General features: G+C 50.0%; 16 protein-coding genes. 6 read left to right on the top strand and 10 right to left on the bottom strand.

Annotated elements, in window-relative coordinates; translation table 11 throughout:
• Positions 1-8 precede the first annotated feature (8 nt).
• The 4 genes from J2I46_RS03505 to J2I46_RS03490 form a co-directional block, all read right to left on the bottom strand.
• Entirely contained in the window at positions 9-251 is a 243-nt protein-coding gene (locus J2I46_RS03505) for a hypothetical protein (protein ID WP_207327539.1), read from the bottom strand.
• A gap of 98 nt (positions 252-349) precedes the next feature.
• The gene (locus J2I46_RS03500) at positions 350-1,825 is read right to left on the bottom strand and encodes a M48 family metalloprotease (RefSeq protein WP_207327538.1); all 1,476 of its coding nucleotides are present in this window, start codon (positions 1,823-1,825) and stop codon (positions 350-352) included.
• Between the two features lie 10 nt (positions 1,826-1,835).
• Positions 1,836-3,035, bottom strand: coding sequence for a chromate efflux transporter (gene chrA / locus J2I46_RS03495; RefSeq protein ID WP_207327537.1), 1,200 nt, complete (start codon positions 3,033-3,035; stop codon positions 1,836-1,838).
• 98 nt (positions 3,036-3,133) lie between these two features.
• The gene (locus tag J2I46_RS03490; RefSeq protein ID WP_207327536.1) at positions 3,134-4,090 is read right to left on the bottom strand and encodes an isopenicillin N synthase family dioxygenase; all 957 of its coding nucleotides are present in this window, start codon (positions 4,088-4,090) and stop codon (positions 3,134-3,136) included.
• A gap of 192 nt (positions 4,091-4,282) precedes the next feature.
• Between J2I46_RS03490 and J2I46_RS03485 the strand changes: the two genes are divergently transcribed.
• Positions 4,283-5,854, top strand: coding sequence for a sensor histidine kinase (locus tag J2I46_RS03485; RefSeq protein ID WP_207327535.1), 1,572 nt, complete (start codon positions 4,283-4,285; stop codon positions 5,852-5,854).
• 110 nt (positions 5,855-5,964) lie between these two features.
• On the opposite strand, the gene J2I46_RS03480 is transcribed toward J2I46_RS03485, so the two are convergent.
• The 3 genes from J2I46_RS03480 to pgeF form a co-directional block, all read right to left on the bottom strand.
• Positions 5,965-6,654, bottom strand: a complete 690-nt coding sequence (locus tag J2I46_RS03480) for a superoxide dismutase (RefSeq protein ID WP_207327534.1) — start codon at positions 6,652-6,654, stop codon at positions 5,965-5,967.
• Positions 6,655-6,786: 132 nt separating this feature from the next.
• The gene (locus J2I46_RS03475) at positions 6,787-7,737 is read right to left on the bottom strand and encodes a TssN family type VI secretion system protein (RefSeq protein WP_207327533.1); all 951 of its coding nucleotides are present in this window, start codon (positions 7,735-7,737) and stop codon (positions 6,787-6,789) included.
• Positions 7,738-7,842: 105 nt separating this feature from the next.
• Positions 7,843-8,592, bottom strand: a complete 750-nt coding sequence (gene pgeF, locus J2I46_RS03470; RefSeq protein ID WP_207327532.1) for a peptidoglycan editing factor PgeF — start codon at positions 8,590-8,592, stop codon at positions 7,843-7,845.
• A 170-nt stretch (positions 8,593-8,762) separates the two neighbouring features.
• On the opposite strand from pgeF, the gene J2I46_RS03465 reads away from it, so the two are divergent.
• On the top strand, positions 8,763-9,647 hold the full coding sequence (locus tag J2I46_RS03465) for a LytR/AlgR family response regulator transcription factor (RefSeq protein ID WP_207327531.1): 885 nt from the start codon (positions 8,763-8,765) through the stop codon (positions 9,645-9,647).
• Between the two features lie 101 nt (positions 9,648-9,748).
• On the opposite strand, the gene J2I46_RS03460 is transcribed toward J2I46_RS03465, so the two are convergent.
• Both J2I46_RS03460 and J2I46_RS03455 read right to left on the bottom strand, forming a co-directional pair.
• Complete coding sequence (locus J2I46_RS03460; RefSeq protein ID WP_207327530.1) at positions 9,749-10,672, bottom strand: aspartate carbamoyltransferase catalytic subunit; 924 nt, start codon at positions 10,670-10,672, stop codon at positions 9,749-9,751.
• A gap of 113 nt (positions 10,673-10,785) precedes the next feature.
• Positions 10,786-12,333, bottom strand: a complete 1,548-nt coding sequence (locus tag J2I46_RS03455; RefSeq protein WP_207327529.1) for an alpha-amylase family glycosyl hydrolase — start codon at positions 12,331-12,333, stop codon at positions 10,786-10,788.
• A 327-nt stretch (positions 12,334-12,660) separates the two neighbouring features.
• Between J2I46_RS03455 and J2I46_RS03450 the strand changes: the two genes are divergently transcribed.
• From J2I46_RS03450 to J2I46_RS33445, 4 genes are all read left to right on the top strand, one after another.
• Positions 12,661-12,885 (top strand): hypothetical protein, encoded by a 225-nt coding sequence (locus J2I46_RS03450; protein ID WP_207327528.1) that lies wholly within the window; start codon positions 12,661-12,663, stop codon positions 12,883-12,885.
• 707 nt (positions 12,886-13,592) lie between these two features.
• Entirely contained in the window at positions 13,593-13,937 is a 345-nt protein-coding gene (locus tag J2I46_RS03445) for a hypothetical protein (protein ID WP_207327527.1), read from the top strand.
• Positions 13,938-14,010: 73 nt separating this feature from the next.
• Positions 14,011-14,814: an IS5 family transposase gene (locus tag J2I46_RS03440; RefSeq protein WP_207327526.1), complete on the top strand. Its 804-nt coding sequence runs from the start codon at positions 14,011-14,013 to the stop codon at positions 14,812-14,814.
• Positions 14,815-15,488: 674 nt separating this feature from the next.
• A complete protein-coding gene (locus J2I46_RS33445) occupies positions 15,489-15,821 on the top strand; it encodes a T9SS type A sorting domain-containing protein (protein ID WP_374758073.1) in 333 nt (110 codons plus the stop codon).
• Between the two features lie 124 nt (positions 15,822-15,945).
• On the opposite strand, the gene J2I46_RS03430 is transcribed toward J2I46_RS33445, so the two are convergent.
• Positions 15,946-17,253 (bottom strand): SusE domain-containing protein, encoded by a 1,308-nt coding sequence (locus J2I46_RS03430; protein ID WP_207327524.1) that lies wholly within the window; start codon positions 17,251-17,253, stop codon positions 15,946-15,948.
• Positions 17,254-17,330: the final 77 nt, after the last annotated feature.

Here is a 17,330-nt window from a genome sequence, read left to right as displayed (position 1 = left end):
TGCGTTTTTTATTGAATCAGATGACGAAGTAGGTCCTGAATCAGTGCAACCACATCGGCGAGGCGGTTTGCAAACCAGTTGGCAATGCTGAAATCACCAACGTTCGGAATACTGAGCGTAGGGCGCTGAAACGTAGTTGGCAGCATGTAGCGAAGGCCAATCACAGCGACGATACACAGTGCATTCAGGGCAAACATTGCTGTTAGCCGCATGCTTGAATGATCACTGAAAAAACGCGATGGGCGGCTCATAAAAGTGAGTGCTGTTTGTCGTTACAAAAATAACAGACAAACGTATGCATCTCTTCTTTACGAGCTAATTATTACGCTGCCAAGTGCCAGCCAATCAGCTATTTGGAAATGATTTTCAGCATCGTACCTTTTTCCACCCGGCTGTCGGCCTTGAGGCTGTTTAAAACACCCAGTTCCTCGATCCGGGCTGTGGGCATGTTTAGGGCAGACATTACCTCCTGGAACGTACCTGCCCGCGGGGCCTGCCGAACATACACCCGATCTGGCTTCCGGTTAAGTTTATCGGGGTCTGTCAGGCTACGGAATCCTTCTGAAACCGTACGAAACGTTGGGAACGACCGCTCGAAGTCGGCAGCAGATGACAGACCGTGAATGGCATATATGAGGTTATTGTACTGAATCAGGTACGTGCTGATCTGCAATGTGTTGGCTGCCGTTTGCTGTTGTTGCGGTTGTCCCTGTTGCTGCTGCGGAAGCTGCTGCGAAATGAGCGCGAGTGCCTGGTTTCCGTTTACGGTCCGTTTGCTGTTTTCCAGAACCTTCAGGTTTAGCTCCTTCACCATTGTCTGCGCTGCCTCGTCGAGCGAGTTTCCTTTAGCCAGCATCATAATAACCGATGATTTCCCGTCTTTAGGCCCCATCTGAAACTGCGACGGTGCATTCTGATGCTGCCAGCCGGCTGGTACCGGAAACTGAAACTTTAGCTCCGGGTGGTAAAAGGCGTTATTTTCCACAAAACCCTGCTTAGGATCTTCGCCAAACAGCAGTCCATCAATCATTCGCAAGTATGCTTCACGATTGACTTGATAATTGCCGGGGTTCTTGGCCTGATAGTCTTTGGCAAGCTCATGTACTTTCGTGAACCGATTGCCAGGGTCCGGGTGTGTCGACATCATATTCGGCACACTCTGCCCCGAATTATCCTGAATGCGTTTGATGGTAGCAAAAAACTCGGCCATCTGATTGGCATCGTAGCCAATCTTGCTGGAGTAGCCAACCCCGATCTCATCTGATTCTGACTCGTGTGCGCGGCTATATTTCAGCTGCAACAGCTGCGCTCCCTGTATGGCCGACTCCAGTAAGCCTCCGGATTTGTCGATGAGAATAGCGCCCAGTATGGCACCACCGGTTGTCAATATCTGGCTAGTTTGCTGCCGGGCCGAATGCCGGGCCGTGATATGACCGATCTCGTGGCCCAGTACACCCGCAAATTCGGCCTCGTTGTTAAAGTGGGCCAGAATACCGCGAGTGAAATAAACGTATCCGCCCGGAACGGCAAAGGCATTAACTACGGGTGAGTCAACGATAAAAAACTGGTAAGGCAGTTCGGGCCGGTGCGAGATAGCAGCCATGGCCTTGCCCTTCTGATTCATAAAGGCTTGGAGCTTAGTATCTTCGTAGAGGCCCATAGTGGCTACGATAGACGGATGCGACTCTTTACCAATGGCAATCTCCTGTTCAGTCGACATGAGGCTTATCTCGCGTTTGCCGGTAACAGGATTACGGGCACAGTTGGTCAGCAATAGGGCAACCGAAGCAATGACCAGTCTGGATAAGGTAGGAATGGATTTCATAAAAGATGGATTAAAGAATGATCCCTAACGCTAAACCTCCGATAATGAGTGCGTAGGGCGGAAGCTTTGTAAATTCAAGTAGCAATATTGTACCCATTACAACGGCAACAAATGGCCAGTGCGGTACCATCGGTTCAAACAGAATAATGGCTGAAGCGGCGGTCAAGCCGGTGCTGGCGGCATTGATACCTTCTAAGGAGGCACGAACAGGCCGGTGGCGCTTGAGCTGGTCCCAGAATCGATACACAAAGAAGATAAGGAACGTACCTGGCAAAAAAATGCCGACTGTCGACACCAAACTGCCCAGCAGTTGACCGTGTAATCCCTGATCGCGCATGGCCAGCGTACCGATGTAGGAGGCAAATGAAAAAACCGGACCTGGCATAGCCTGAACAAGGCCGAGCCCGGATAGAAACTCCTCACGGCTGACATACTGCTTAAACGCCACAAACTCGTTGTATAGAATGGGGGTTAGCACCTGCCCGCCGCCAAAAACAAGACTGCCATTCCGATAAAAATTCTCAAATAACCGAACCGGAAGAGACTGGGTTAGTGCGCCCAGAACGGCCGCGCCTGCCAGCACACCAAACCAGAGCCCAAAATTAGCCCATTGGATCTTCATGGGCTGATAATCCATTTTCTCGTGTTTGCGATAGGCAAGCGAAGTCGTCAGGCCACCTACGACAATCACAATGGGTGTCAGGAAAGGTGACCGAAATGCGTAGGCTGCCAGCGCTGCCAGTATAGCCAGTACCAAGCCTGTCTGATTATGAATCACCTTACGGCCAATTCGGTACCCGGCAACCACCAGAAAGCCGACCGCCATGGGTTGTATGTAACGCGTAAAGGCTAGTGAACCGTTGTGCTGCTCAATGTAATGCACGCCAATGCCTGCGGCTGTCATGGCCAACACGGCGGGTAAGCACCAGATAATCAGCGTTAGATAGGCCAGATTAGGGCCGCCAATCTTATACCCTAAGGCCGTAATCGTTTGCGTTGACGTTGGGCCGGGTAATAATTGACACAGGGCCGTTAATTCCATTACCTCAGCCTCTGTAAGGTACCTGCGTTTGCTAACCAGCAAATCCAGAAACATAGTCAGATGTACCTGGGGTCCTCCAAACGTTGTTATAGCCAGAATCAGCACATCTTTAAGAAAGATGATATGCCGAATTTTCCGGACAGGTGTTAGGGTAGGAGGGCGTTTCAAAGCAGGGAAACCGTGCGTCGTACGTTGATAATTGGTCTGTTTCTGGCTGAAAGTTAGATAAGCAGCGCAACTTACGATTATCAACGTACGACCTGCAATTATTTTTTCAGGCCCAACTCCATTAACCGCTCGTTCAGGAACTCGCCAGCGGTCATGTCTGAATAGAGCTTTGGGTTCTGAGAGTCGATACAGCTATCGAGACTCGTCAAATTCATGTCGGCACGGGGATGCATAAAAAACGGGATCGAGTAGCGCGACGTACCCATTTTCTCGCGCGGAGGGTTCACCACCCGGTGAATTGTTGACTTTAAATGGTGATTGGTCAGCCGGTCGAGCATATCGCCAACATTGACAATAATTTGGTCAGGTAGCGCCGTAATGGCAATCCACTGGCCATCTCGGCGAAGTACTTCCAGTCCATCGGCCGAAGCCCCCATCAGTAGCGTGATCAGGTTAATGTCACCGTGGGCTGCTGCCCGCACGGCACCTTCGGGCGTCTTGTTGGGGTCGAGCGGGAAATAGTGCAGGGCGCGCAAAATACTATCGCCCTTGTAGACTTTTGCTTCGAAATAATCTTCCGGCAATTTCAGGAACAGAGCAATGGCTTTCAAGAGTGTTTTGCCGGTTTGTTCCAGAATCCGATACGTGTCGACCGTGTATTGGCTAAACTCGGGATATTCGGCTGGCAGTACGTTGGCGGGCATTGAGCCTTCGGGCTCCGGCTGGCCAATGTGGTAGAATTCCTTCAGGTCGGCCACTTTGAAGCCTTTTGCCGTTTCTCGGCCTTTGCCGATATAGCCGCGCTGCCCGTTCAGTTCCAGGTGCTCGTACTGTTTTTTTACCTCGTCGGGTGCTGAAAAAAAGGCTTGAGCCGATGAATACAGGTTCTTCGTGAGTTCGTCGGTCAGTCCGTGATTTTTTATGGCAACAAAGCCAATATTAGTAAACGCATTGCCCAGATCTGCAACGAAACGGTCGCGGCGGGTTTGGTCGTCTGAAGAAAAATCGGCTAAGTCTAGCGAGGGAATTTCGTTGTACTCTGATAAGTCAGTCATAACTAGTGACGAAGTTTTATCGCGCAAAATTACAAAAATGGATGCTAATGTAGGTAAGCTATAATGGCCAGCCCGTTGTGGTTAGCATTGCCCATTCGCGCTTTTTTTTAAACAGGATTTAAGCATGTTGCGTTACCAATCCAATTGCTTGTGCTCCCGTTGAAGTAAGCAGATAAACGTATGCACTAACGAATGTATTCTATACCTCCCGTAACCACTTCATTGCCAAATGGCCCATCTGATGGACTTTTGCAGATTGCCCTTGACCAATCGGCTAGTGGGATTATTGTCTTCGAAGCTAGACGGGATGAGGCCAGAAAGTCGATTCAGACCTATAAGATTGTACTGGTGAACAAGCGTGCTGAACAGGTCATTGGCCTACAGCGCGAGGATCTGTTGGGGCAGACCGTTGATAAACTTTTCCCGGAGTCGATTGGGGCTGATCTGTGGTCTAACGCCGGGCAGGTCATCGATACCGGTATTGCCCATCGCCAGGATTTGTTCTATCACTCCCGGCGTACCAACAGCGCCGCCTGGTACGATCTTGTTACTGAACCTGTTGGCGACGGAGAGCGGGCAGTTGTCTCATTTACCGATATCTCGGAGCTGCGTTCCGCACAGGAAACGATGCTCACCGACTCGATACTGTTCAAGGCCTTGTCATCCACGGTACCGGAAGTTGGCGTTATTGTAACCAACTACTTCAAGAAGGTACTGGTAGCTAGTGGAACACTGCCGGGGTTGCTGGCTAAGACCGATCCTGATGAGTTGGTTGGTCGTTTATTGGAAAATAACGTATTACCCGAATTTCGGGAAGACTGGCGTAATTACCTCGGAACAGCCTTAACGGGCGAATCACATTTTTTCTCTGATCATTGGGGAGGATGGCGCAGCGAAGTCTATGTGGGCCCGGTACGGAACCAGGCGGGCGTGGTGGTGATGATCCTGATCGTTTTCCGCAATGTTACCGAGCAGTACCGGCAGCAGCAGGCACTGATCCAGAGTAACACGGCGCTTCAGCAGTCGAACCAGAATCTGGAGCAGTTCGCGTATGTTGCCAGTCACGATCTGCAGGAGCCCCTACGGAAGATCAGGGCATTCGGCGATCTGTTGAAAGCCAATTATGCGAGCGTAGTTGGAGACCAGGGCGTTGATATGATTCATAGGATGCAGGCGGCGTCTGACCGGATGAGCACCCTTATTCAATCGCTATTATCGTACGCCCGGTTAAGCTCCGACCAAAAACCCCAGGGGATCGTCCATTTGGAAGACCTGTTCAATGAGCTGATCTTTGATCTTAGCGTGCTGATACAGGAACGAAACGGCGTTGTCAGGCTGAAACCACCCATCCCGATGATTCCTGGTGATGAGCAACAACTCCGGCAGTTGTTTCAGAACCTGTTGACCAACGCACTCAAGTTTGTTCCGCCCGAACGGACGCCACTTATCACCCTATCTGCGCGGATTGTGGAGGGGCCGAATGTGCCTAACCTGGCAACGTCAGCCGATTCAGTCTATGCCGAATTGATTGTGAAAGACAATGGCATCGGTATTGAACCCGTCAATTTTGATAAAATTTTCGGCCTTTTCAACAGACTGCATGGCCGCCGTCAGTTTGAGGGGTCAGGTATCGGGTTGGCTACCACAAAGAAGGTAGTAGACAACCATAACGGGACAATCTCGCTGGAAAGCGAAGTGGGTAAAGGGACCGAGTTCCGCGTATACCTACCCATGAACTCAGAAAGAGTTATAACGAAGTCGTAGGAGAGTTGTAAGTGAAAAAGTCGTAAGTCATAAGTGGCGTTACCCTTTCACCTGATTCAGATGAGCGGAGCTCTTACGACTTACGACCGCAGCGGCGGACCGTTTACGACTTACGCGAACGCTTTTGCGGCTTTGTCCCAGTCGTACAGATTCCAGGCGGCCGCTACGTAGTCTGGACGCTTGTTCTGGTATTTCAGGTAGTAGGCGTGTTCCCATACGTCAAGACCAATCAACGGTGTTCCTGGTTTTTCGGCCAGCTTCATCAGTGGGTTATCCTGGTTGGGCGTTGACACGATCTCTACGCCATTGCCATCTTTAATGAGCCACACCCATCCCGAGCCAAACCGGCCGGTAGCCGCTTTTGCCCATTCTTCTTTGAACTTATCGAACGAACCGTATTTTTTATTAATCGCGTCGGCAAGGGCTCCTTTAGGTTGACCACCCCCCTTAGGCGATAAAATATTCCAGAAGAACGTGTGATTCCAATGGCCACCGCCGTTGTTGCGCACCGCTGCAGGCGTTTTAGCATCAATGCTCCGAACCAGCTGGTCGATGTTCATACCCGCCATTTCTGTGCCGGCTACTGCCTTATTCAGGTTGTCGACATATGCTTTATGGTGTTTGCCGTGGTGAATCTCCATCGTCATTTTGTCGATGTGTGGCTCCAGTGCGGCGGCATCGTAGGGTAGCGGGGCCAGCGTGAAGGGGCCCGCCTGTTGAAATCCAAATACGCGGGTTTGGGCAACTGCCAGACCGGCGGCGGCCCCAAAGGCTAACTTCAAAAATTCAGAACGATTCATGTCAACGTGGTTTTTAAATACAAAAGGCAGCAGAGGGCCACACTAGTATAACTGGCAGTCATGACTGTCTGTTGCCTGCTATTGGGCAAGTAACAACGTTTTCAACGGACAGCCAAACAGAATGCTGCAGCCTTAGCGCACGGGCATGCCCGGTCTGCTCAGGCCACCTGCTCCGGGCCGTGGAGCAGGGCCTGGTGTGGGCATTCGGCGACGGGATACAATTCGGTCACCATCGCGAAGCTGGTTCTCTTCAACTGTTTTGTACGGGTCAACAAATCGATACGGACGATACCAGGCCCGGCGGATGTAGAAGTACCATTCGTAGAATTCACCTCTTGGATTGGCAATCTGAATCATCCGGTTTGGGTTCTTCCGGTTATCCTCGTCGATGGTCAGTTTGAAGCCATCGCCCACAAGCATTACGTCGGGGATCTTCGACCGCATATCGTAAGGGTTGGGTTCATTGTAATTTACGTCAAGCACAAACGTCACCACTTTGGTGTTGTTGCGGTCGCGCTCTGTTAGGTTTGGCAGCCGGATCAGCGGATTATATTTCCAGATCTTGTAGATCCTGGGTGGAATCTGCTCAAACAGTTCGTAGGCCCAACTAATAAAGTACGGAAGTGGAAAAGCCAGCATTGTACTGATTAGTGGCCGAACGTTTCCACGGAATTCCTGTGCATTCAGTGATTCAAATAATTTAGGCGAAAAGGTCAGGAAGAAGAGCGTCAGACTGCCCACCAATCCAATGTAGAGCGTCATAACCGTGCCCGTCATGTAGTCATCTGCTTTGATCCAGGTAAACATGGAGCGGAGAATCGTCACGTGAATCATGCCCAGCAGAAAAACGAAGCCCATGGTGATTGCGTAGATCCAGAGGCCAACATCACTCGTTGCGGGTAAAAATTCGTTGATGACAATGGCGTGGGCCAAGAAACCAACCATACCAAACACAAGAATGGCACCAAGGGTGTATAGGATGGTCGCCCTGACGCTGGGTTTGCGGATAAACCGGCCCTTTGCCTGATTAACCGTTCCCGTAACCAGCGTGCGGGCTTCATTACCAAGGTTGGGTGTATACATGGTGTAAAAGAGAATAGTTGACTAACTCGATCGGAATACCAACTTTTACTGCCAATAACGTCAATCTTAGCCAAATAGTGGCTGCTATTTTACAAAGCGGACCACTCATCTGATACCTATGATGGCCAGCATTCGTCCGGTGAACCCCTGTTCCAGCCGGTGAGAAAAATAATCCGTGTTGTTGAGCACTGTTGAATAGGGTGATAGTTCAATTTGCGTATCGGAAAGCCCAAAATCACGCAACTGATCGGTGTTGGCCTGCTTCAGATCAACCATCGATTTGCCGGTCGATGGGTTTGTAGTTATATAATTTTCGTTAAACTGGGTGGCCACTTCATGACCAACCTCGAAGGAGCAGGCATCAATACACGTACCTACGTACGCCCGGCAATCGGCTGATGTTGTTCCATAGGTTTCCTGCATCATCCCCAGCGTTTTCGTGACAATGCCGCCCACCGTACCGCGCCAGCCCGCGTGTATGGCAGCTACCGCCCGGTTTCGGACATCATAAACCAGAATAGGAGTACAATCGGCTACAGTTACGCCAACTACGAGCCCGGGTACGTTGGTAATCAGCGCATCATATCCCGTTGTGCGCCCCGCTGCTGTAGCTACCTGAACGGCGGTTCCATGCACCTGATACGAGGAGGCCAGGTTTGATTCATCCAACTGCCAATTGGCCAGCCATAACCGACGGTTCTCGGCTACATTCGCGGGTTCATCGTCGGTGTTGATACCGAGGTTCATAGATGAGTAGGGTGGCTGACTGACACCACCGTGGCGGGTACTCTCGGCCGCAATCAAATTCAGAAAAGGAGTGAAGATCGACGGAGTTCGAAATGAAGCGGTTTGCATGGGGTAAAAATAAATACTAGACGTTGGATACTGGATGATGAATAATAAACCTCGGTTATCAGGCATTAGATGCCCTGATAATCTGGTCAATCCACGGATGGTCAATAGCTAATGTCCCGTACTCAGTATCTAGCGGCCAACATCCGGCATCCAGTACCTATTTTTACCTCATGATCAATCGAGTTCGTACGTGGTTGAACCGGCCTTTAGCTGAAGATTTTAGCTTTAAAAATCAGAGTACACTGTCCGTTCAGGCGGGGATTTACGTCTTTCTTTTCTTAACGGTGTTCAACGCTGGCTGGGCTGACTGGCAGAGTCGGCTGTGGATGCATGTCCTCTTTGCGATAGGTTGCGTATTTTCCTCGGTACTGGCCAACGCTGCAATTCCCCGCCTATTTCCGGTCTTGTACGACGAAGACCGCTGGACAGTGGGCCGACACATCGTGCATGTGCTGGTTGTTCTACTGATTATATCAATTGGCAATCAGCTGATTGTGTGGTCGCTGAAGCTCCCTGCTCCGTCATTTCTTACTATGTATGGTATGGTCACGGCAATTGGTTTTTTCCCGATTTTCATGGGTGTGATGGTCGCCGAACGCCGCCGATTGAAGCGAAATCTGGCGCAGGCCAGCCAACTCAACAAGCAGCTCAATGAACTGCACCAGCCAAACGTACCTGACACCGCCAACGTACCTGAACTACCGAGGGGAATTTTACTGACAAGCGATACTGGAAAAGAGCGCCTAAGCTTGCTGCCGAACCAACTCATCTACGTTGAATCGGTGGGGAACTACGTGGAGGTGCATTGGCTGAACTTCATGTTTCCGCAGAAAACAGTGTTGCGGAGTACACTCAAAGACGTCGAAGCCGCAGTGGCCCATGACCCCCAGTTTTTCAGGTGTCACCGGGCCTTTCTGGTCAACCTGCGGGCGGTGAACCACACCACCGGAAATAGCAGGGGGTATCAATTGACGATGAGTGGTTCGAACCGTGAAATCCCTGTTTCGCGAAGCTACCTGGTCAGCTTTGATGAGCGAATGGCGCAACTGGTATAAGCTGGGTACGTTGCCAATGGCTTCCCTACTGTCTGAAAATGCCCTTTTCACCCCCATTGACTCCCGGATAGATGCCTGTCTGGTTTCAGATAAGGTCGTGATTATCGTTCCTGCGCCAGCAAATACAGCACGGCCATGCGTACGGCTACCCCGTTTTCTACCTGGTCGAGAATAATGCTGTGGGGCGAATCGGCGGCGTCGGAGGTGAGTTCCACGCCCCGGTTTATCGGGCCGGGGTGCATCAGTACAATGGGGCGGTCGAGCTCATCGAGCATTTGGCGGCTGATACCAAAATACAGGCTGTATTCGCGCAGGCTGGGGAAATACTTGATCTGCTGTCGTTCCAGCTGAATACGGAGCACGTTGGCTACGTCGCACCATTGCAAAGCCTCGCGCACATCATGACTAACCCGAACACCAAGCGAAGCCATATGCTTGGGAATCAGGGTGGTTGGCCCACAGACCATTACGTCGGCTCCCTGTTTTTGCAGGCAGAAGATATTGGATAGCGCAACGCGTGAATGCGTAATGTCGCCGATGATGGCAATCCGTTTGCCGGCCAGGTCGCCTAGTTTTTCGCGCATCGAAAACGAGTCGAGCAGGGCCTGGGTGGGGTGTTCGTGCGTACCATCACCCGCGTTGACCACATTGGCGGGAATCCGTGATGACAGGTAATGTGGCGCCCCCGGACTGCTGTGCCGCATCACGATCATGTCGACCTTCATGGCCAGAATGTTATTGACCGTATCGAGCAGCGTTTCACCTTTTTTCACGGAGCTACCCGATGCCGAAAAATTAACAACATCGGCAGAAAGGCGCTTTTCGGCCAGCTCAAATGACAGGCGGGTGCGGGTCGAATTTTCGAAAAAGACGTTGGCAATCGTGATGTCCCGCAGAGATGGGACCTTCTTGATTGGCCGATTGATAACGTCTTTAAATTGGGTGGCTGTCTCCAGAATAAGCTGAATGTCGTTCTGGGTCAGGTCTTTAATGCCAAGCAGGTGGCGCGTACTAAGTTGCGGCATGGGGCGCGGCGTGGGCGACGATTTGGCAAATATAAGACGGGATGACTGTAAGTTAAGGAGTCGTAAGTCGCGTTGTCTCATCATCTGGCTCAGATGAGCGGAGCTCTTACGACTTACGAGATTACGGCTAACCCGAATGCGGGCAAGGTCAGCGTACCCTCAGCAAGCAACGTACCTGGAACGGTAGCTAGCTGAACGCTTTCAGCAGCTTGTTCGGCTGCCGATAACACTACATCGATAGGGGAGTTTGTGAGGTTTTGAATAAACCAGACCAGGCCGTGCTCGTTCTGCCGGCCAAACGAAACGATCCCTTTCTGCCGGATGCCGCTCAACTGAAGGCGACTGCGATTATCGTTCAGAACGGCGTGACCATTCCTGAAGGCGATCAACTGTTTGTAATGCGTAAACAATGAATCGGGGTCGGTCTGCTGATGGGCCAGGGGTCGAACCGTACGGCTGGTCGAATACCGGGCGTGTGTCCAGCGAGCGCGATGCGAGTCTTTTTTGCCGACATTCCAGATGAATGGTTCGCGGATGTATTCGTCGGGTTTTAGCCCCAGCATCCCAATTTCTTCGCCGTAATAGAGGTAGGGGTTTCCGGGGAGGGTGAGTAATAGATTTGCGGCGACTTTCAGCTTGTTCAGGTCACCTTTTAGCAGGCTACCAATCCGATTCTGATCGTGGTTCGACAGGATAAGTGCGTCGATGAACTGGTCGTTTACCTCGCCGTATGCCGCCTGCGTTTCGTACAGGAACGCCATTACATCGTTTTCATCATCGCCCTGACGAATGATGGCCTCGAGTTCAAGGGCCAGATCAAAATTGAAGTTGGCCTGCAATCCCCGGAAGTAGGGAGCTACTTTGTTAGGGCGGGTCCACACTTCGCCCACGAGGTATGCACCCGGTTTGGCGGCCTGCACAACCTGCCCGAACTCATCCCAAAACTGGTGATTCTTAGGCTCTTCGGCTTCCCGGTATAAATGGCGGGCTGCATCGAGCCGGAAACCGTCAACCCCAATGTCGGTGAGCCAATAGCGGACAATATTATAAATTTCTTCGCGTAGCGGCTGATGATCGAAGTTCAGATCGGGCATGCCGCTCCAGAACATACCGTAGTATTTTTCGGTAGCAGGGTTGCTCCTGGTGGTGCCTGGTGCATAGTGCCACGGGCTGCGTTCGTCAGAATCGGCGGTAATGTCGCGGGTGGCCAGGTTGCGCCGTTTTATTTCATCGGGCAGCATCCATTTATAAAATGAGCGGTACGGGTTATCCGGCCCTTTGGCTGCTTCGGTAAACCAGTGGTGTTTGATACTGGTATGGTGAATGACCAGATCCATCAGCACGGCGATACCCCGTTTATGTGCCTCGTGGATTAGCCGACGGAAATCATCCAGCGTGCCGTAGTCCGGATCGATGCCGTAATAATCGGTGATGTCGTATTTATGGTAGGTAGGCGAGGGGTTGACGGGCATAAGCCAGATGGCCGAAATGCCGAGGTCGCGCAGGTAATCCAATTTCTGGGTTACCCCGTTCAGGTCGCCGATGCCGTCGTGGTTGCTATCGGCAAAGGCCCGCACAAATAGTTCATAGTGAACGCCGGTTGTGCCCACATGGGCGGCGGTGCCGATGGTAGGCGCGTGGGTACGTACTTCGGTAGTCAAAACGTAAGCGGTAGTTGATGCTAGATGTATAATGATTTCACAACCGTAAAGGTTGACGGATTTTTAAAAACTAAACTAACCGACTCCATTAACGGATTGATTTTCCTATCAGAGCGGAGCTGTTGGCTCGTTAAAGGTAGGATGATACGTTTGTGGGCTGTGTTGTTTTGGGTAACCAGTAAAAATTTGCTAATTCTGTTGTGGCCATTTTATAGACGATATGGATACTAGTTTGTAATCATTATTATTTTTCTTTTACCTTTTAATACTTACTTGTAGGTTATTACAGGCAAGTTAACGGTCTTACACGTAACAAAACAGGTAGCTATGAATACGTCGAGAACTACTGGTCTACTGCTACTCATCCTGGTATTCGTCGGTTTAGGTTGCCGCGATCAGATACAGACTATACCTGAAGCGGATAACGCCGGGTATCTGCCCTTACCGTCTGTAAACAGATTGGAGAAGAGGATATATAAAACGGTCATTCTGGAAGGCCCCGTTGTTGAGCCGGAAATAGTAGATGTGGGTGTGGAAAAACAGTTACTGTAGGAGTTAAAGAAGTAGCTACTTATACGTATGATGAAAAAGGACGGCTAACAACAGAACTAACTGTTAAATCAAAAGGGGATTCTTTACAGACTAATTACACGTATTTGCAAAATAAAGTAGTATTAGTCAGTAAAAATAAGCGGGCAGATTTGCCTTTATCACCACCTGGTATTTCATAGGACACTCTACTACTTAATGGAAATGGATTAGCAATTGTTCAGAGGAATAATGCTAAAGTGACTTTTGATAGTAACGGCTACGCTATCCGGGTACTTAGTGGCGGTTCAGATGAAGTTACTTTAATAAAAGACGGTAATCCCACAGAATGAAGCAATTTTATGGGCAGTGATATTGGACGAATAATTATTTATCAGGATTTCGACAATAAAAGTCATAATCGGCAGCCTGATCTGTATCCTTTTACGGGTCGAAAAAGTAAAAACCTTATGGTTAACAGTAAGATAGCATATTCAGGCAGTGTTATTTATCCAAACGAACTTGTATATACGTCAAATTATTTACGTACCCTGGATAAGTATGGTCGAATCGTTAGGGAGGTCGCAATTGGTCAACGGCTCAACCGTTCTTGGCCGTTCGAACTTCACACGGATGGTATTGGCGTATTCATACATGAATACGCTGTAAATTGATTAATAATTTACCGAATTTTCTCACAACATTTTCCCACCATTAACTATCTATAGACAATGAAAAAATGTCTAATGGTATTGCTATGCTTACTATTTAAAGTAGGCTACGCTCAACAAGTCAATTCAGCCATTCCCGGACCGGGATACAAACCCTTATTAGTTAATATTTCTCTCCCCCTTTCTGGAGCAGTTTACCAACGGAATGCCCAAAACAACGGACGAATTCGGGTAATTGGCACCTACAACGGTTTATCAACAACCAATAATAGTAGTTCAGTAGCTGCCTGGTTGACCAAGCTAAACTTGCAGAGTGGAAGTCCGGTGGGAAATGCATCTATTAATATCAATATGGCTCAAGATGGGCCATGTTTTCAAGGGGAAATTGAAGCTGATGCGGGATGATACTTAGAGCATGTTGGGGAATTGAAAAGGGTTGAGAGTCGTGCCAACTTTGTATCGACCAAAATGCAAAGCCATGACCAAACAGTGGATGCCACTGACCGACCCTCAATGGGATCAATCGGCCGGCGCTCCGGTCTTTAACCTCAAACGCAAACGTAAACATGATCTGCGGCAGATTCTAGATGCTATTTTGTGGTTGCTGAGAACGGGGTGTCAATGGCGAAATTTACCGTCAGAATGGCCTCACTGGCAAGCTGTTTATTATTACTTTGATCAGTGGAAACACCAGCAGTTGCTGGCACAAATTAACGCGGCACTTAATGAGGAAGATCGAATTCGGACGGGGAAAGAACCACTACCTTCGCCTGGATGTGCTGATTCACAAAGCGTTAAGCTACATCCAATGATCTGGAAGGATCGAGGATTGGATGCTAACAAACGCGTCAATGGACGCAAACGGCTGTTTTTAGTCGATACGCAGGGGCGGGTCTGGGTGGTGCTGGTTCATACCGCCAACGGAGCCGATGGCCCGGCCGCCACCGCCCTCATAGGCGACCTGTTGTGGCGCACGGGTGAGCGGTTGGAGAAGGTGTTCGGTGACCAGGCTTATAATGGGGTGTTTGCTCAAGCGTTAGGCGAACGGGGGATCGACTTTGAGAAGGCTTCACGTCCCGAATCAGCGCAAGGTTTTGTCCCTGTTGCCAAGCGGTGGGTAGTAGAAAGGACCATTGCCTGGAGGAATTTCTTCCGACGCATCGTCAAAGACTACGAGTATACGGTAGCTTCTTCGGTAAGCTGGTTGTATTTGGCTAACATTCAGATCATGTTGCAACGAATTGACCATCAATACCAAACATTATTTCCCAACACCTTCTAAGTGGCCACGCTGCCAACGGCTTATATGATTGGAACTTACAATCAAATCCGGCAAACACAAATCTATGGCGCGTGTTTTACCCTGCCAACAACAATACCTGGGATTTGGAAGGCTTTGCCAACGGGTCGTTACTGCAGATATATGGTAACACGTCGGAAAGCTTTTATGACTGCCGCTCCTTCCAATTCGAACCTGCTAGCTGCCCTACTACAGTCGGGTCGTGTAATTTTACACCATCGGTAGTGTCAACTGTAGCCAATCCTGGCTGCGGGCAAACTGTTCAGCTCACTGTAAACTGTTCGGGGTCTAATTGCGACCAACTTACCTATAATTAAAATGGTACAGGGCAGACCAGTCAGTCTGTTAACGTCACCTTGCCCAATGCGAACGGTAGTTATAGCTACGCCGTAACAGTTTCTCGGCCCGGCTGTGGTAATAACACAACTAGCATCACCCTAAACGTGTCGGGGTGCGGCGGCAGTGACCCTTGTTCAGCATACACTGTCGGTGCTCAGGTGGCGTATCGTTCTCCTAGTATCGGTGACCCTTCGGTGAAGATTGTGGTTTCAGCCGCTGGCGGTTGCAAGCGGGCGGTTTGGAGTAACAACGATGGGGCAGTAAACCAAGACTGGCTCCCTTATGTAACGGCTAACCCTGGCTTTAGTGTTAGTCAAATGGCTAGTTGCCTTAAGTTTTCGGATGAACCGTGTAACGGTAGAATGGCAGTAGATGAGCCAGCTACCGACCTTACGACACTGGAAGTGGTAGTTACCCCGAACCCCAATAGTGGACAGTTTACTGTGCTCTTCCAGACGAAAGCCGGACAGATGGCAACCCTGCGGATAAGCGATTTAAAAGGGCGGGCTGTGCGACCTACTCATACAATACTGGGTACGGGGTGCATTCATCAGGAGACCGTAAACCTACCGGCTCAAGTGCCTGGAGTATTGTTACTTGAAGTTGTAAGTGGACAGCAACGTGGAATTCGAAAAGTACTGATTGAGTAAGGATTGACAATTCAGTACACAAAAAACGGTTGGCTACAATAGAAGCCAACCGTTTTTTATGTACTGAAACTTGCCGAATGTGATATCAGGCCAAAAAGGAATTGGGTACGTTGTTGATCAGCAACTATTTCTTCATCAGCTTATACTTCGGAGCTGATGCGTTGGTTAGATCAAATACGACATCGTATGTGCCGGCCGTTACCTTAATGTTGTCACTACTATTCTTTACGAAGACGCCGCCTGTGAGGCCATAGTTATTATCCCACTTGTTGTCTTGCCGGAACTTCACTTCGCCATCTGCGAGCTTTACGTTATTGGCGTAGAAGTAGCCGTCCTTACTGAAATCTGGCAGAAGCAAAATATCTGGTCCATCCCAGCCTTTAGGCGTAGCACTACCTACCAAACCCCAGGGTTTATAGGCTTCAATGGCGTATGTCAACGCAGTAGCTTTAAAATCAGCTGTAATCAGGTACGTACCTGCGGCGGCTACTTTTATATTGTCATTGCTTTGAATGAGCTTACCGTTTAAACCGCTGAAGTTCACAGCCCAGTCATTGTTCTGACGGAACTTGATCTCGCCTGCCTTGAGGGTTACAATGGCCCGCCACTGATCGGTAGAGGGGTCATAGAAGAAATTCTGATCAGGGCCATTCCAGCCGTTAGCTGTTGCATCGCCAACAACGCCCCACGAGAAGGGATCGATTTTATACGTCAGCGCAGTGGGATTTATTGTAATCTTATATGTACCTGCTTTCACTGCGATATTCGGGCCATTATCTGCCGTGAGTTTACCGGCAGCCCCACCTAAGCTATAAGCCCAGTCGTTGTTTGTGCGAAATTTGATAAAGCCATCCGTCAAGGTCACGTATGATACCAACTCGCCTGTCGTAGATGTCTTGTAGAACGGTTGGTCAGGACCGTTCCAACCGTTGGCCGTTGCATCGCCGACGACACCCCAGGGCGAACTCAGGTCGAGGCGGTCCAGGTAAGGCGTTGCTTTCACGCTCGCGAGTGCTGAAGACAACACCGTACGGCCACCCAGTGCCGACATTACTTTCACGTCAACATCACCAGCCGTTGCCGGTACGAGACCCAGGCCCAGCAACAGGCTGTTGAGCTCCGATGCTTTGAAGGTTTTAGACAGGCTTGTGCCAACGGGAAACGTAGCTGCTTTCGAGAAATCACCGCCTTTTTTATCGACCATGATCGTATAATTGGCGGCGGCGTCATAGCCGTAGTTTGGTTTCGGCCAGCTGATGGTCAGGGCGTCTTTATCGGCGTTGTCTTTAGTCAGCACAACCGTGGGTGCCGAAACGCTCACAACCGGTACTGCCGAAAAATCGAGCAGGAGCTTTTCCTGTTCTTTCTCACAGGCCGTCAGCGTCAGCAATGCCGACGCAACAACAAGGAAGCTTTTAAGTAACGATTTCATATCAATAGAGTTGATTGTTAAGTTGGTTAATGTTCTGCGTGTTAGACACTAAAATCGCAACACGCAGAACATGACGC

Origin of the sequence: Fibrella forsythiae (assembly GCF_017353175.1) — a bacterium.
Classification (GTDB): domain Bacteria; phylum Bacteroidota; class Bacteroidia; order Cytophagales; family Spirosomataceae; genus Fibrella; species Fibrella forsythiae.
The sequence above is the reverse complement of the archived record's forward strand: the minus strand, read 5'-3'. Positions and strand labels throughout refer to the sequence as shown.

What these genes read in the sequence shown, in the direction of transcription:
- J2I46_RS03505 (WP_207327539.1), bottom strand. Translation starts at nt 251, where the DNA reads ATGAGCCGCCCATCGCGTTTTTTCAGTGATCATTCAAGCATGCGGCTA.
- J2I46_RS03500 (WP_207327538.1), bottom strand. Translation starts at nt 1,825, where the DNA reads ATGAAATCCATTCCTACCTTATCCAGACTGGTCATTGCTTCGGTTGCC.
- J2I46_RS03490 (WP_207327536.1), bottom strand. Translation starts at nt 4,090, where the DNA reads ATGACTGACTTATCAGAGTACAACGAAATTCCCTCGCTAGACTTAGCC.
- J2I46_RS03485 (WP_207327535.1), top strand. Translation starts at nt 4,283, where the DNA reads ATGTATTCTATACCTCCCGTAACCACTTCATTGCCAAATGGCCCATCT.
- J2I46_RS03480 (WP_207327534.1), bottom strand. Translation starts at nt 6,654, where the DNA reads ATGAATCGTTCTGAATTTTTGAAGTTAGCCTTTGGGGCCGCCGCCGGT.
- J2I46_RS03475 (WP_207327533.1), bottom strand. Translation starts at nt 7,737, where the DNA reads ATGTATACACCCAACCTTGGTAATGAAGCCCGCACGCTGGTTACGGGA.
- pgeF (WP_207327532.1), bottom strand. Translation starts at nt 8,592, where the DNA reads ATGCAAACCGCTTCATTTCGAACTCCGTCGATCTTCACTCCTTTTCTG.
- J2I46_RS03465 (WP_207327531.1), top strand. Translation starts at nt 8,763, where the DNA reads ATGATCAATCGAGTTCGTACGTGGTTGAACCGGCCTTTAGCTGAAGAT.
- J2I46_RS03460 (WP_207327530.1), bottom strand. Translation starts at nt 10,672, where the DNA reads ATGCCGCAACTTAGTACGCGCCACCTGCTTGGCATTAAAGACCTGACC.
- J2I46_RS03450 (WP_207327528.1), top strand. Translation starts at nt 12,661, where the DNA reads ATGAATACGTCGAGAACTACTGGTCTACTGCTACTCATCCTGGTATTC.
- J2I46_RS03445 (WP_207327527.1), top strand. Translation starts at nt 13,593, where the DNA reads ATGAAAAAATGTCTAATGGTATTGCTATGCTTACTATTTAAAGTAGGC.
- J2I46_RS03440 (WP_207327526.1), top strand. Translation starts at nt 14,011, where the DNA reads ATGACCAAACAGTGGATGCCACTGACCGACCCTCAATGGGATCAATCG.
- J2I46_RS33445 (WP_374758073.1), top strand. Translation starts at nt 15,489, where the DNA reads ATGGCTAGTTGCCTTAAGTTTTCGGATGAACCGTGTAACGGTAGAATG.
- J2I46_RS03430 (WP_207327524.1), bottom strand. Translation starts at nt 17,253, where the DNA reads ATGAAATCGTTACTTAAAAGCTTCCTTGTTGTTGCGTCGGCATTGCTG.